The organism is Paenibacillus sp. Soil724D2 (genome assembly GCF_001427935.1).
Lineage (GTDB): Bacteria > Bacillota > Bacilli > Paenibacillales > NBRC-103111 > Paenibacillus_E.
The window spans coordinates 691601-706860 of record NZ_LMRY01000045.1; the positions used below are offsets into that span (position 1 = coordinate 691601).

At 45.8% G+C, this 15260-nt stretch carries 10 protein-coding genes and 1 other annotated feature; of the genes, 2 read left to right on the forward strand and 8 right to left on the reverse strand.

What is annotated here, in order from left to right:
* Nucleotides 1–34: 34 nt before the first annotated feature.
* A complete protein-coding gene (locus tag ASG85_RS29790) occupies nucleotides 35–277 on the reverse strand; it encodes a DUF4321 domain-containing protein (RefSeq protein WP_047675969.1) in 243 nt (80 codons plus the stop codon).
* Between the two features lie 146 nt (nucleotides 278–423).
* Here ASG85_RS29790 and ASG85_RS29795 point away from each other — a divergent pair, with 146 nt between their 5' ends.
* On the forward strand, nucleotides 424–1671 hold the full coding sequence (locus ASG85_RS29795) for an N-acetylmuramoyl-L-alanine amidase (protein ID WP_060648589.1): 1248 nt from the start codon (nucleotides 424–426) through the stop codon (nucleotides 1669–1671).
* A gap of 140 nt (nucleotides 1672–1811) precedes the next feature.
* Here ASG85_RS29795 and ASG85_RS29800 read toward each other — a convergent pair whose 3' ends face one another.
* The 6 genes from ASG85_RS29800 to ASG85_RS29825 form a co-directional block, all read right to left on the reverse strand.
* Nucleotides 1812–3161 (reverse strand): SPOR domain-containing protein, encoded by a 1350-nt coding sequence (locus ASG85_RS29800; protein WP_060648590.1) that lies wholly within the window; start codon nucleotides 3159–3161, stop codon nucleotides 1812–1814.
* A gap of 160 nt (nucleotides 3162–3321) precedes the next feature.
* Entirely contained in the window at nucleotides 3322–4710 is a 1389-nt protein-coding gene (murC, locus tag ASG85_RS29805) for a UDP-N-acetylmuramate--L-alanine ligase (protein WP_057306337.1), read from the reverse strand.
* A gap of 7 nt (nucleotides 4711–4717) precedes the next feature.
* Nucleotides 4718–6103, reverse strand: coding sequence for a bifunctional folylpolyglutamate synthase/dihydrofolate synthase (locus tag ASG85_RS29810; RefSeq protein WP_057306160.1), 1386 nt, complete (start codon nucleotides 6101–6103; stop codon nucleotides 4718–4720).
* Nucleotides 6104–6164: 61 nt separating this feature from the next.
* Nucleotides 6165–8834, reverse strand: coding sequence for a valine--tRNA ligase (locus ASG85_RS29815; protein WP_060648591.1), 2670 nt, complete (start codon nucleotides 8832–8834; stop codon nucleotides 6165–6167).
* 99 nt (nucleotides 8835–8933) lie between these two features.
* Nucleotides 8934–9185: a binding site (T-box leader), on the reverse strand.
* 177 nt (nucleotides 9186–9362) lie between these two features.
* Nucleotides 9363–10385: a LysM peptidoglycan-binding domain-containing protein gene (locus ASG85_RS29820; protein WP_060648592.1), complete on the reverse strand. Its 1023-nt coding sequence runs from the start codon at nucleotides 10383–10385 to the stop codon at nucleotides 9363–9365.
* A 117-nt stretch (nucleotides 10386–10502) separates the two neighbouring features.
* Nucleotides 10503–11390 carry an RluA family pseudouridine synthase gene (locus ASG85_RS29825; protein WP_060648593.1) on the reverse strand — a complete coding sequence of 296 codons (888 nt, stop codon included), beginning with the start codon at nucleotides 11388–11390 and terminating at the stop codon, nucleotides 10503–10505.
* Between the two features lie 283 nt (nucleotides 11391–11673).
* Between ASG85_RS29825 and ASG85_RS29830 the strand changes: the two genes are divergently transcribed.
* The gene (locus ASG85_RS29830) at nucleotides 11674–13167 is read left to right on the forward strand and encodes a phosphodiester glycosidase family protein (protein WP_057306164.1); all 1494 of its coding nucleotides are present in this window, start codon (nucleotides 11674–11676) and stop codon (nucleotides 13165–13167) included.
* 271 nt (nucleotides 13168–13438) lie between these two features.
* Here the strand turns inward: ASG85_RS29830 and ltrA are convergent, their stop codons facing one another.
* Nucleotides 13439–14731 carry a group II intron reverse transcriptase/maturase gene (gene ltrA / locus ASG85_RS29835; RefSeq protein WP_057301317.1) on the reverse strand — a complete coding sequence of 431 codons (1293 nt, stop codon included), beginning with the start codon at nucleotides 14729–14731 and terminating at the stop codon, nucleotides 13439–13441.
* Nucleotides 14732–15260: the final 529 nt, after the last annotated feature.

A 15260-nucleotide genomic window follows, 5' to 3' on the forward strand; every position in this document is an offset into this window, starting at 1 on the left:
TAATATTTAATATGGCCTTCCAAATACAATCCAGTTACACCTTACGATACAGGAGGTAAGCCCCCACTAGTCCAAGAATACTGCACAGGTTTAGTTTCACCAAAAGATGGAACTCATATTTCACGACTTGTAAATCGGCTTTGGGCTCCCATGATATTTGCGCCGATTTGGTCAAAAATGCGAGAGCAGGCACTGCAGCCAGCAGCTGGCCTATGATAATCCCGGTAATTAAACCGACGATTAAAAATACGATCAATGTGAAGGTACCTTTTTTCATTCCTGTCATCCTCTCTTTATGTACAAGCCCTATTATACGGGTAGACTCTTCTTTTTTCCAAGTAAAAATAGGATAGGGTGGTGATTCTTACCAGCTTACAATGTAAGCCTATCCTAGTAAGATAGTTAGCGGAGGTATTTCAACTTATGACTCTACTTAAAAGACTTATCCTTTTATCCTTATTACTTACATTTGCATTTCCTTATCAAGCATTCGCGTACAAAGTTGTCCTCGATGCCGGACATGGCGGAAGTGACCCTGGAGCAACTGGTGTAAACGGTCTTCGTGAAAAAGATGTCAATTGGGACATTACCCAGAAGGTACGGGACGAGCTAATCGCAAAAGGTTACGAAGTTGTCTTAACAAGAACAGATGACTCCTATTGGTCACTCGCACAGCGCGTCGAATTTACCAATACTTTGCAAGCGGATTTATTCGTATCTATTCACGCCAATGCGCATCCGGACGGCAAAACGAAAGGAACCATGGTTCTTTACTACGACAATGATTATCCACAAGAGGATTATCCAGCAAGTGAAGCAATGAAACAATTAACTCCGTACAGCAAAGACCTCGCACAGCGTGTTTTGGATTCACTCGTCGCTGCTGCCGGAACCAAAAACCTAGGTCTTGTTCCAAGTGCTGTTTATGTAGCCAGAATGGGAACCATTCCGAGTATTCTCGTAGAAACCGCCTTTCTCAGCCAAACAAGCGACGCAGCTTTGCTAGCAAGTGACTCCGTTCGGTCTAAAATGGCTGCAGGTATTGCGGATGGTATCGCTGCTTACACGCCGCCCTTGTTCACAGATTCACTTGGTCATTGGGCCAGAGAAGCGATTTTGCGGATGAAAAATAAAGGGATCATTGAAGGCATTGCTAATCGTTATGAACCGGAACGTGCTTTAACAAGAGCAGAATTTCTCACATTAATGGATCGGGTGTTTACGTTCAGCAAGTTGAAAGCTGTCTGCGAGCCGGGCAAAACCGTGACATCTATCGTTTATGGCTGCCAAGCTGCCGCTGAGCAAAGTTACAAAGACTTGCCGTCTTCTCATTGGGCAAGCCCTGTATTTGCCAAAGCCAAAAACTTAAACCTCCTGCAGGGCTACTCCGATGGAACGATCCGACCCGATCAATCGATTACGAGAGGTGAAGTCGCTTTTCTCTTCGATCGTCTTTTACAAATGTCGTCTTCCACAACGAATAACCCTTCTGTTGCAGCAGCATCTGCATCTTTCAACGATGTACCTGAGACACTATGGAGTGCTAAAGCCATTTATGCGCTAAAAAATATGGGCATCATTGATGGTATCACGGATACTGCGTTTAAACCTAGTCAAACCATTACCCGTGCAGAGATTGCTGCCATGCTCAATCGCTACTACCAAGGATAAACGACTCCGTCGTCCTTCAGGGACGAGCGCGTTTGTCAAGACTGATGACGCGAAGTGTAATAAAACTTATACTTTCTTATCTATCAAATAAAAAGCAGTGTGTCCAAACTCCTGAGAGTTTTGGGCGCACTGCTTTTTCGTTAGGATACGCTGATTTTTTTAAGCAGCTCTCTCTGAGCAATAATGTACTGCATCATGGACGATTGAGCCTGCCAAAGCATAGCCGTAGAAGGACTCTTCTTGTACTCTTCCATCGATTGAACCGCACTGTTGATCGATGTGGTCATTTTTTGCAAGAATGCCTTCGTGTCATCGCCTACCCCCTCGCCTAGCGAGGCCGACAATGTGGTAAGCAGCTGATGGGAAGTGCGAATCGATTGCAGCGACGTTTCAGCAAGCGGGGTTGGCTTCGTTTCAGCCAAGTGAACCAGCGCTAAACCATTGATCGTATTCACTAGTTTATCACCTTCACTAATGAAAGTTGGAACCGACTCCGGTTTCTGACCGCTCCAACGAATCCCTGTGGCCGCAGGGATATCCACATTTTTCATATAAACCTCAATGGTTTTATCCGTTGTTTGCAGTTGTTCTCTTAATGCGAGAGCATCATCTCGGTTTTTGGCAAATCCGACGAAGACGGTTAGCTTATCTGTCGTGTCAAGCGCCGTGGCTAATCCTTTCTTCTTAAGTGTATCTTGGATTGCTTGAGCTCCCTGTAAGGTACTAAATACACCATTTTGAAGGAAAGTATACGATTTCGCAGGAATTTGAACCGCTGTGACAGCAGAGGCAGAGGCCGGAATAGCAGGCGCTTGATCTGTCGTCGTTTTAGTTGCTCCTGTTGGCGCTTTCGATGGTGCTGCTGCTTGTACATTGGGTGAAGGAACTGTTATCGTATTCTTAATCGCTGCCGTATCTTTGGTATCACGATCGCTTGAAAACATGGAGAGAACAAAGAAACCAAACGCAATCCCCGTCACCACCGCTCCTGCCACTGATGTTGCAATTCGAATCCAAGGTGTACCCGTTGATTTCGCGTATCTGGCACCTGTCCCCGGTTCCTTATATGGTTCCTTAGACGTCCAGGAAGACCACTCATCCCGATGTCTGTCAGAAGTAGGCTCAGCTCTCTCTGTTGACGGATTTCTAACAGCTGGATTCTCTCGGGCTGCCTGTGACTCACGAATGATGCGTTCCACTCGCTCACCTTCCGTTTCAATCTGACTATTCCAGCTTCCAAAGTCCGTCGTGAACGTATTTAAAGCATGAGGTTCAAATAAATGTTCGACCTGCTCCCTCTCCGCTTGATGATAAGGAGTCACCTCATCCGACGTGGGACGGTCAATCGTAGAATCTATAACCTTAAATTCTTCCTGATAGAGTGGTATCACTTTCTCCTCTTTATCTGGTACTCGCGATGCTCTACGGTTGGATTCCGAGCTTTCTTGCGGATCGAAACGGTAGGTTATTCTTGCTTTATTCTTGTTCATCTCTCAATCACTCCTCGTAAAATTTATTTGGAAACGGGCATAGCGCCGCGTCGTCTTGTCCAAATCTTCTGTTACTAGATTATGATTAAGAGAACCCCATTATGTTTCTTTCAGCAAAAAAAGACCGCCTCCAGCCATTTGGCTTGCAGCGATCTTTTTTCTAACTAGTCAGTTCGTACTTTTTACGCAGCGATTTCGCTAAACCATCAGCTGCTTTCCAGATGTCGCCAGCCCCCATGGTTAACACCAGGTCACCAGGCTGCACATGCTGAATCAAATAAGTGAGTACCTCATCCCGAGTAGCAATATGTTGAACATTCGGGTTGCTGTTACTGCGGATCAATTCAACCAGTTTAACTGAATCTATTCCCTCAATTCGCTGCTCTCCGGCAGGTGAGTAAATATCGGTAATAATAACCTCATCAGCTTCATCGAATGAACGGCTGAACTGTTCAAATAAATAATAGGTTCGCGTATAACGTTGCGGTTGAAATACAGCTATGATGCGTTTCCCTGTTGCTTTGGCTGCGGAAATCGTTGCTTGAATCTCCGTAGGATGATGCGCGTAGTCATCAATAACCAACATGTTTGCAACTTCTCCCAGCACTTGGAACCTACGCTTTGCGCCTCGAAATTCCTGAATAGCTTCTGCAATTTGCTCGAAAGAAAGCCCTGCTTCCAGACAGGTGATAAGCGTCGCTAATGCATTATATACGTTATGTTTACCTGGTACGGACAAGCTAACCTGACCGAGTGCAGCCCCTTTGAACTGTACAGTAAACGTAACCTTACGGTCGCCTAGCGTAATATCGCTTGCGACATAATCAGCCTCAGTATCTATGCCATACGTAATAACTTCGCTTTGAATTTGCGGAATCATTTCACGTAAGAACGCATCATCATGACAAACAATCGCTCTCCCGCCAGGTCTAACTTGACTGAGGAATTGCTTATAAGCTTTCTTCAAATTCTCGAAATCACCATTGTAATTCTCCAAGTGATCCGCTTCGATATTGTTCACAAGTGCGAGAGTTGGGTGATATTGAAGGAAGGTTCCATCACTCTCGTCCGCTTCTGCCACGACGAATTCGCCCTTGCCAGCTTTGGCATTACTGCCAACATTCATGATCTCGCCACCAATGATATAGGTCGGATCTATTCCGCAAATCTCCATGACTAAAGCAATCATTGACGATGTTGTTGTTTTCCCGTGGGCCCCAGCTACCGCAATGCCTTTGCGTTCATTCATGAGCCGAGCAAGCATTTGTGAGCGATGAATAATCGGAATATTCAATTCTTCCGCAGCTTGCATTTCTACATTGTCTTTGGCTAAAGCGGTTGAATACACAACCAAATCGGCCCCTGACACATTCCTAGCTTCATGTCCGATGAAAACTTGCGCACCCTTCGCTTTCAGCTTTTCTGTAAGCTCTTGCTGTGCCAGATCGGAACCAGATATCCGGTATCCCATTTCCAGCATGACTTTGGCAATGGCACTCATGCCGTATCCGCCGATGCCAATAAAATGTACGTGTTCTGCTTGACTCACGCCGTTCTCACCATCCTTTTTCAGAATCGGTTTGATAGGTAATCCAAGAACGAACATCAGATATTAAATACAGCGTGCCGGATACGACCGCCAGATCATCCTGCTCAGTTCTACTTGTTAGTGTTTCTAAAGCTCGCTTCCAATCTCGCTCAACAATGATATCTACCTCACGATTCATCTCGCGCAGCAGCTCTCTTGCAATCTCAGCGAGCATAGAAGCGTCGCCTTTTTTATGAAAATCGGGTTCCGTAATTATAAGAGTATCCACCAATGGTAGTATATGCCTCAGGTAGCCTGGATGATTCTTCGTAGAAAGCATTCCTACCATCATATGAAGCTTACGGTAAGTATATACACTTTGGAGCGCGGCAGCCAGCGTTGCGGCCCCTTCTGGATTGTGAGCGCCATCGAGTAATATACGAGGCTCGCTCGAAACCATCTCAAGTCTGCCCGGCCAACGTGTCTCCTTGAGTCCTTTGAACAGATCTTCATCATCAACGATACAGGCATAATATTGACGAAGAACTTCAAGCGTCATTACGGCTACTGCTGCGTTCTTCAATTGGTGCTCACCGTTTAATGTAATCGGCACACCATGAATATGTCGAAACGGCCCGCTAAAATCAAAAGTTTGGCTATCTAGCTCGCTTCTCACATTCGTGAAATTGAATTGTCCGCCAAGTGAATAGAGTGTCGCTTTTTTCTCCTTGGCAATTTGATCGATCACACTCCAAATCTCATGCGGCTCAACAGCGGTAATGACGGGCACACCTGCTTTAATAATACCCGCTTTCTCAGCTGCAACTAATTCGAGTGTATCACCCAAGATTTCCATATGGTCATGGCCTACATTCGTAATAATGGTTACGACGGGATTCACAATATTCGTGCTATCCAGCCTTCCCCCGAGACCTGTTTCCCATACTACGTAATCGGGATATGCCACTTTGCCAAAATGCATAATCGCAAGCGCAGTCGAAATTTCGAACATAGACGGAGGTCCGACCTCAGTTTCTGCAATTTCGTCAACGATTGGCTTCATTTCATTCACCAGTCTGAGCAGCACGTCGTCCGGAATGTCGGCTCCGTTCACTTGGATACGATTCGTATACTTCTCCAAATAAGGAGACGTGAATGTACCCACGTCATAACCGCAAGCCTGCAAAACAGAAGATAGATAGGCACAGGTAGAGCCTTTGCCATTCGTCCCAGCCACATGAATGAACTTCAGCCTACGTTCGGGGTGACCTAGTTTCTCCATTAACATCTGCATTCGTTGAAGTCCCGGTTTCATACCGAGCTTCTCCATCCGACTGACAATCCAAGCAATGGCTTCTTGCGCTGTCTGGAATTCAGCCGAAGGGGTGTCTTTGATTTTATCCATCGATTTCATCCTCATTTACTATATGAATCAGCTTGTTTTCGTAACTAGGCAATCGTTTGTTTTACTACAATTATCCTTTTAACTCCGCTAAACGCGCAATCACTTTGTCTCGCTTGTCAGCATAATCAGCAAGCTTTGCTTTTTCTTCCTCAATGACCTTAGCTGGCGCCTTGGCCACAAAGCCCTCATTGCCTAGTTTTTTCTCGATACGCTCTACTTCACCGTGCAAAGATTGTAATTCTTTATCCAAGCGCGTGAGCTCTTGCGCAATGTCGATAAGACCAGCCAGCGGCAAGTAAAGCTCAGCTCCTGTAATGATAGCTGTCATAGCTTTCTCTGGTGCTGCCATTTCTGCGTCGATTTGGAGCAGGGAAGTGTTACAGAAACGCTTCAGGTATTCTTCATTGCTGCGGAGAATACTCAGCGTTTCGCTGCTAGCCGGCTTTACAAGCAGTTCAACTTTCTTACTCATCGGCACATTCACTTCGGACCGTATATTACGAACGGAACGAATAACGTCCATCAAAAGTTCCATCTCACGAACAGCATCAGGCGATTCGAAAGCCTCATTCTCTACTGGCCAAGATGCTAATGTAATCGTCTCACCCACATGCGGCAGATGCTGCCAGATCTCTTCCGAAATGAACGGCATGAATGGATGAATCAAACGTTGGGTATGGTCAAGTACATACGCAAGTACGGACTGCGTTTTACTCTTCGCAGCTGCATCTGTCCCGTATAAGCTTAACTTACTAAACTCAATGTACCAATCACAGAGATCGTCCCAGATGAAATTGTACAGCAAGCGTCCAGTTTCACCGAATTCATAGCTATCTATTAGACGAGTCACGTCACGAACGGTTTCATTCAGACGGTGAAGAATCCAGCGGTCTGCAGTACCTAGTTGACCTGTTAGATCAATATCTGCTGCGTTTACACCTTCTAGATTCATTAAAGCAAAGCGAGAAGCATTCCAGATCTTATTAGCAAAATTCCGCGCCTGCTCCACACGTTCCCAACGGAAACGTAGATCTTGCCCCGGTGTGCTGCTGGTCGAAATCATATAGCGCATAGCGTCAGCGCCATACTTCTCGATGACTTCAAGCGGATCGACACCATTACCAAGTGATTTTGACATTTTGCGGCCTTCAGAATCCCGTACAAGACCATGCATCAATACATCTTTAAACGGAATTTGATCCGTAAATTCAAGAGCGGTGAAAATCATTCGAGCTACCCAGAAATAAATGATGTCATAGCCCGTAACCAATACATTCGTCGGATAGAAACGTTTCATATCCTCAGTCTCATTCGGCCAGCCTAGTGTAGAGAACGGCCACAATGCGGAACTAAACCATGTATCTAGCACATCGTTGTCTTGGTTCAAGTTCGTGCTTTGGCAATGCGAGCAAGCCGTAGCGTCCTCACGCGTTACCGTGATTTGACCACAGTCCGCGCAATACCACGCTGGAATACGATGTCCCCACCACAACTGACGGGAAATACACCAATCACGTACGTTTTCGATCCAGTTCAAGTAAATTTTCTCGAAACGATCCGGTACGAAGTTAACACCTTTGCCTGTTTTTTGTGCATCAATCGCTTGATCAGCAAGCGGCTGCATTTTCACAAACCATTGCGTTGATAAATAAGGCTCGATCACGGCGCCGCTGCGCTCGCTATGACCTACTTGATGCATGTGTTCCTCAATTTTGATAAGAACACCCTGCTCTTTCAAATCAGCAACAATTTGCTTGCGGCATTCGAAACGATCCATCCCCTGGTAGGGACCCGCATTTGCGTTCATCGTGCCGGTTTCGTCCATTACCAGAACTTGCGGCAGGTCGTGACGCTTCCCGACTTCGAAATCGTTCGGATCGTGGGCCGGTGTAATTTTGACGGCGCCGCTTCCGAACTCTTTTTCAACATACTCATCCGCAATGATCGGTATCTCACGATTCACGATAGGAAGAAGCAGCGTTTTGCCGATGAGATGCTGATAGCGCTCATCCTTCGGATGAACAGCAACCGCTGTATCGCCAAGCATCGTCTCAGGTCGTGTGGTGGCAACAACGATTGAACCTGTTCCGTCCGTCGTTTTGTATTCTAAATGATAAAGGGCGCCTTGCACCTCTTTATATTCTACTTCAATGTCAGATAGCGCTGTACGAGCCGCTGGATCCCAGTTAATAATATAATTCCCGCGATAAATGAGGCCTTTCTCATAAAGACTTACGAATACTTCACGAACGGCTTGTGAAAGACCCTCATCCAAGGTGAATCGCTCACGCGAATAGTCCAGCGAGAAGCCCATTTTGGCCCATTGCTCATGAATTGTGTTCGCATATAGTTCCTTCCACTCCCACACCTTCTCCAAGAACTTCTCGCGTCCAAGATCATAACGTGATTGCCCTTGCTCGCGGAGCTTTTGCTCTACCTTGGTTTGAGTGGCAATACCTGCATGGTCAGATCCAGGCAGCCAAAGTGCGTCATAACCCTGCATTCGTTTGGTACGAATTAAAATATCCTGCAGTGTAAAATCAAGCGCATGCCCGATATGCAGCATACCTGTTACGTTCGGAGGCGGAATCACAATGGTGTAGGTTTCTGCATCAGGACGGGTGCCTGCTTTGAAAAATTCATTTTTAATCCAGTAATCATACCACTTGCGCTCAGCTTCTTTAGGATCATACGTAGTGGGCATTTGCAATTGTTCTTTGGTCTCATTAGCTTCTGTCATAAGATTACCTCCATTACTATTATCTCTGTTAAACAGGCTTATAAGGCCTGTAAGTCATCTCACATCGGCGTCCATTCAAACAAAAAAAGCCCTCCGCCCGCAAAGGACGAAAGGCTTGCTTCCGTGGTACCACCTTCATTCCGCGCAGCTTCAAAAGAAGCGCGTGGCTCTCAAACAGATAACGGCTGCGGCCGGCGAATGCTAATGCTGCTCACCGCATAAACGGGCGCATACAATCACATTCACAACTCCAGGGCGACTTCGTTCGGTTGCTTCCTATGGAACCTTTCAGCGCTACAGTTCCACTCTCTGAAGGGCTTACCGCCTACTACTCCCTATCAACGTTTCCAATATTACTCAAAATGGTTTACATCATATGATATCGAACATTTGAAATAGAGTCAATATATCATTCCAGTATTACCGTTTATGCATAAATTATGCTTGCTTCCGAAAGATGTTACGAAAATGAAAAAGAGCCCCCAGCCGCTATAAGCAGCCAAAGGCTCTTGCCTATGTACCTGTTATTTATCTAGGCAGATAAATAACCTGCCCAACTGAAATTTCTTGATCGCTCATACGGTTCAGAAGTTGAAGCTCACGCGGGTTGAGTTGATATCGTTTGGCAATGGATTCCAATGTATCTTCTTTTTGAACAATGCACAATTTTAGTTTCCTAAACTCCTGCGATCCTGTGTTGCTTTGTAGAAAGAGCCGCTTCCACTCCACGGCATCTATTCGCGTCTCTTCCGCAAGCGCAGCTTGCGCTTCTGCTTCTGCATTCCTCTTATCGGTAAGATACGAGCCTGCCTTAGAAAGAAGCGATTTAATACCGTACGGGTTGATGTCCACAGCCTCATCCGCCTTTTTGCCAAAGGCGACTTTAAGTTCTTTCTTATCTTCCGTAACCACCGTGTTTTCTTGATGGGGTGCCACCTTTAATTCGGTTTGTTCAATCTCCACGACAACTACGCCATCGTCAGAACCAACCTCATCTTGAAAAGGAGCCACATTTGGAGGAACCTCAGCATAAGGCGCTACATTTACAGGTTCTCGTATGGTTGGAATTGCCGGTGGTTCCTGCAAAGGCTGTGGCTGATAGGGCATAGGCGGCTCGAAACTTGGGATGTTAACCTCATGAACGAAAGTAACTTCCTCTTCTTCCCGCCAGTTCTCTAGCGGAGCCGAAACAATTTCGACGCCTTGTAGGGAAAGCACACCTGTAACGTTCAGACTTCGCGCTGATAAAAGATCAATATCAAAATTTTCAATTTCGACCTGAATATCTTCCACACGATGAATGCGATTTAAAGGTAATGTGATCTCGACTGGAATCAAATGCTCTAGTGATCTGGGTGAATCCCTTTCTTCACTGAAATAATTGCCTGTGAGCAGCAAATTTCCTTTCAGGATTGCCTGATCATCCAAAGTAATTACCTGAATATGAGGAAGCAATTCTACATCATTTAATTCTTGTATCCCCGCCAAATCTTCTTGCAAATGAACGCGTTCATAGATATCGAACCTTAAACCTGGTTGTTGTTCAGACACCGAATTAATCCTCCCTTCCATCAAATCCAGATGCTGGACAGCATTCGGATTGTTTGGCCATTTACTTGTTTGTCTCTAAAAGTATATGGGTGGGAAGGGCTAGGCATGACTACATTTTTACAGGGCTGAAACTTCTTCTAGCAAAAGCTTGAAATCTTGGGGCAGAGGAGCATGCACAATGACGTGCTTTTGAGTAACAGGATGATCGAAAGAAAGCCTCTCCCCATGCAGGGCTTGTCGATGAAATAAACGTGATGAACCCCCATATAGGGAATCCCCTACGAGCGGGTGGCCTAAATGACTGAGATGGACCCGAATTTGATGGGTTCTCCCTGTTTCTAGCGTAAGTTCCACGAAAGCTGCTTTCTTCATTTGCTCTAAGACCCGATAATGCGTTACCGCTTGATCACCACTTGGTGAAACTCTTCGCTTGCCTGAAATATAGCGATCTTTACCGATAGGTTCATCTATTGATCCTTGCTTTGTTCGGAATACGCCCTCGGCTAGCGCTACATAGCGTCTATCAATCCGTTTATCACGCATTGCTTCATCAAGAAGCGCATGCGCCCACTCATTTTTGGCATAAAGTACAGCTCCGGTCGTATCTTGATCTAAACGATGTATATGCCGAACTCCACAAGCCTGGCCAGTCGACTCAAAATAGAAGGCTACCGCAGAAGCCAACGTACCGCTTTGCCCTGCTTCAGCCGGATGTACGGACATGCCTGCCGGTTTATTAACGACAAGACAAAAATCGTCCTCATACAAAATGCCAAGATCATAAGGTTCGGGTCTGAAAGCTGCCTTCTCTTCAGGAAACGCATGAAGTCGAACTTTGTCATCCTGAATCCGAATAAGACCTTGGGAGGCTAGTCGAAGAAAGTACTTTCTAGGAACAGGCAGTATAGCTGCTAATTCTTCTATTGCACCTGGTTTAAGAGGTTTCCATAATGGATTTGGAACCGGGAGCTCCAACCATTCACCGCTGCGCTTCCACTCTGTCATTTAAGTGTTCCTTTACGAAAAGATAAATAGATTACTAACAAAATGACTAGAAAAACAAAAACAACGGCCATTAAATCTATTGGAAAATCAAAAAAGTAATACCGTTTCATAGAATTCAAGACTCCTTAAGAAAATAGGGATTATGTACACTTTATTTTAACAATTACCATTAACAATTGCATGCAAAAATATGATAATATAAATCTTGTATTGTTTTTTTTCGACATTTCTTATCAAAATATCTAATACCAAAATAGAATAATAGAGCAGGAGAGGAACAACCTTGGGTAGTTCAATATTAGAGCATTTTCGGAATTATAGTTGGCTGAAACGCACTTTTCTCGTTATAGCTGTTTGTGCTTTTCTGAGTTCAAGCTTCTTATTTCTAACCCCGCCTGGGGCATATATCCGCGAGTATTTGGCTAAAACCGTTATTACGACGCAGCATCGTGACTGGGCTTGGATTTTCGTTGGTGCTGAGCGCAGAGATCAGTTGGTTCTCGAAATGCAAAATTTGACCGAAATCAACTCTGTTGAAAAACAAGATTTGCGGGCGGTTCAATTCAATAAAAATCGTTCTACAGAAAGTCTTGTGAAAGTCGAAGATATTTCTGGTCAGTTTTGGAAGGGCAAGAAAATGTATGTTTATGACCCACGAACGATTCGTGTCGTTGTCCCCGCAAAGCAAGGTGAAGGGGAAAGAATTACATCCATGGTAGAACGTACTGGCGCTGTCGCCGGCGTAAATGGCGGAGGCTTCAACGATCCAGACGGACTTGGAAACGGATTTGCGCCAATTGGTGCTATTATGTCCGGCGGAGAAATTCTTTATACAGACCAAGAAGGCAGCGTTCCTCAACACATCGTTGGATTCACTAAAGAAGGCACACTCATTATCGGCAAATATACGATTGACGAGCTGCTTAAACTTGGTGTCACTGACGCCGTATCGTTCTATCCGCGTGTTATTGCTAACGGAAAACCGCTCATTACTAGCGGAGACGGAGGCTGGGGACGCGCACCTCGTACAGCTGTGGGACAAAAAGCCGACGGAACGGTTATCTTCATCGTGATCGACGGTCGACAAACGCACAGTGTAGGTGCGACTCTCAAAGAGGTACAGGATATGTTTCTCGCAGATGGCGTCATTAATGCTGGCTTCTTAGATGGCGGAGCATCCTCCGAGATGGTATACAACGATGAGCTGATCACGAAGCCCTCCAGTCGTTACGGGGAGCGTCGCTTACCATCTGCTTTCCTAGTTTTTGATCATCCTGACCAAGTAAAAGTCAAGAATGTTTGGGAAGGACTTAAGACAATTGATCCAGGCGGTGCTTATGACCACCCTGAATTCTTGAAAGAACAAGCGAATAAAAAAGCAAACCCGCCTAAAGCAACAGCTACACCGAAGTCAACAACGTCAACCAAGCCTGAATCCAGCACGGAAGCTGGTAAAAACGGCACGTCCAATCCTCCTTCAGGATCAGATAATGGAACTGTCAAACCAAGTCCTTCAGCGAAGCCTGAAACTTCACCGACACCTTCTACGAAGCCAAGTCCTTCTCCGAGTACAGGCACTGGCTCTGGGACAGGTACAGGCAATGCCGGCACAGGTTCCGGCACTGGCACAGGAAGCTCCTCACCAGGAGCTTCCACATCATCAAAGCCGAGCCCGACGCCTACACCGAGTACAAGCCCTAACCAAGGACAAACAAACACTGGGATTAGCGCACCTCCGCCATCTACTACTGTTGCTCCAACCACAAAAACAAACTAAATCTTCTACACTAGAGTAAAGGGCTGAATATTCAGCCCCTCCTCATCAAACCGTACATGAAGTTTTCCCTCATACGGCTTTCCGATGTTCTTCAATCATGAGCATGCGGATTNCTATCCAAACGTATTTTATTCAACAAGCGCCGCTGAAGCATCCTACCCCATACATGAACTAGAGTAAAGGGCTGAATATTCAGCCCCTCCTCATCAAACCGTACATGAAGTTTTCCCTCATACGGCTTTCCGATGTTCTTCAATCATGAGCATGCGGATTACAACAATGTTTTAAGCCCCATTTGTCTGGCAATATATTTAACTTCTTGAAATGAACCCATCCATCTATTTCTTTGTCTTTTCTTAGCATACCAGCGGGTTAACCTTTGCAGTATGTACCAGTCCAACTTCGCTAATTTCCTATGGCTGTAGGTCGTGTGGTAGTAATTTCTCCATCCTTGAATTTTAGGATTGAGCCATCCTACCTGTTCCTCAAAAGAACGTGAACGTGAACTCGGTGGTGCAAGTCTTTCTTTAACCACTTCCCGTATGCGTTCTTCTGCCTTTTTCGTTAACCACTGTTGCGTTGTGAAATACACGTTTCCTTGGGATGTTTCTGCTTTTGTTTTCCGATGGTGCATKCCTAGAAAGTCGAATCCTTCGTCTCCTATCCACAAGCCTACTATGCGTGTTTTGGTGGGGTGTAAGGTGAGTTCTAAACGCTCCATAATCGTAACGATGAGTTTGTACGCATGGTCCGCTTCTTTCTTCGTCTTGCAAACTACAACCATGTCGTCTGCGTACCGTGTCAACTCACCTACTCCTTTTCCATGTTTCTCCCACATTTGATCGAAGTAGTTGAGGTAGATATTCGCTAGTAACGGCGAGATGACGCCACCTTGTGGTGTGCCTAAGTCGGAGCGTCTTACCGATCCTTCTTCCATAACTCCCGCTTGTAGCCACTTCCTAATTAACTTCAATATCCGCCTGTCATTGATGCGCATTTGCACCAGTTTCATTAGCTTGTCTTGGTTAATGTTGTCGAAGTAGCCTTGGATATCGATGTCGACTACCCAATTCCCTTTACGGTTGCAGGCTTTACGGATTCGGTCTAGTGCTCCCTTTGCACCACGTTTCGGGCGAAATCCGAAGGATGTTTCATGAAAATCCGCTTCAAAGATGGGTTCAATCATTAGTTTTGTTGCCATTTGTACGACTCGGTCTCGAACCGTCGGTATTCCGAGCGGTCTTTGTTTTCCATCCTTTTTAGGAATGTATTGACGTCTCACTGGATCAGGATGGTATGTGCCTTCTTGTAGCTCACGCTGACATTCCTTGATGAACGAAATCTCCCCGTGCTTTTCGATGTCTGCAAGAGTAACGGCATCAATACCAGCCGCGCCTTTGTTAGCACGCACTCTTTTCCATGCTTCGCATAGAACGTCCCATCTGTGAACCTTGTCGTACAAGGAGTGGAACTTACGTTTCTTGTTTTCCTCGGCTGCATGACCTAGCTTTTCTTGGAGTTGTTGAACTTTTTCCTTTGGTGTCGTTAGCCGGTTGGCATTCACTCACTCGTACCTCCTTAAAAAGCATAAACAAAGCAGGGCTCCTTCCCTCCCGAAGGTTATGTTGTCCTTCGGTTCTTTGGTACTATGAGCCCCTCGGACTCCCTTCCTACAGACGGCTCACTTCGCTTTTCGAGCTTATAGAGTGTCTCTTTACGGTTTCTAAAAAAAAATCCGTGCAGGGGAGGGTCTCCCCAGTTCACTGCATTATCTTTCATACCATGCCGATCCCTTTACACCGGAGGATTCTTCACTGCTGTTCCAAGATCTACGCAGCTTCCTTGGCCTTCGTCTATGTTCACGAGACTCAGCTTCCTCTTGTCCCTCTTGCGAGGCCTCTTTGACGATGCGGCAGGATTCACTTGATGTTACGGCCTAGTATGTCGCTCGCCCTGCCTCTGACAAGTACTTTTGTCGATGCGCTTTTACGCACAGATTTCGCCATACGCAAGCATCCTAGCTACAAGGGTGGCTTGGTCCCTCCCGTGGTTGGACTTGCACCAACTAGATAATGCGTGCCTCTGGGCACGCT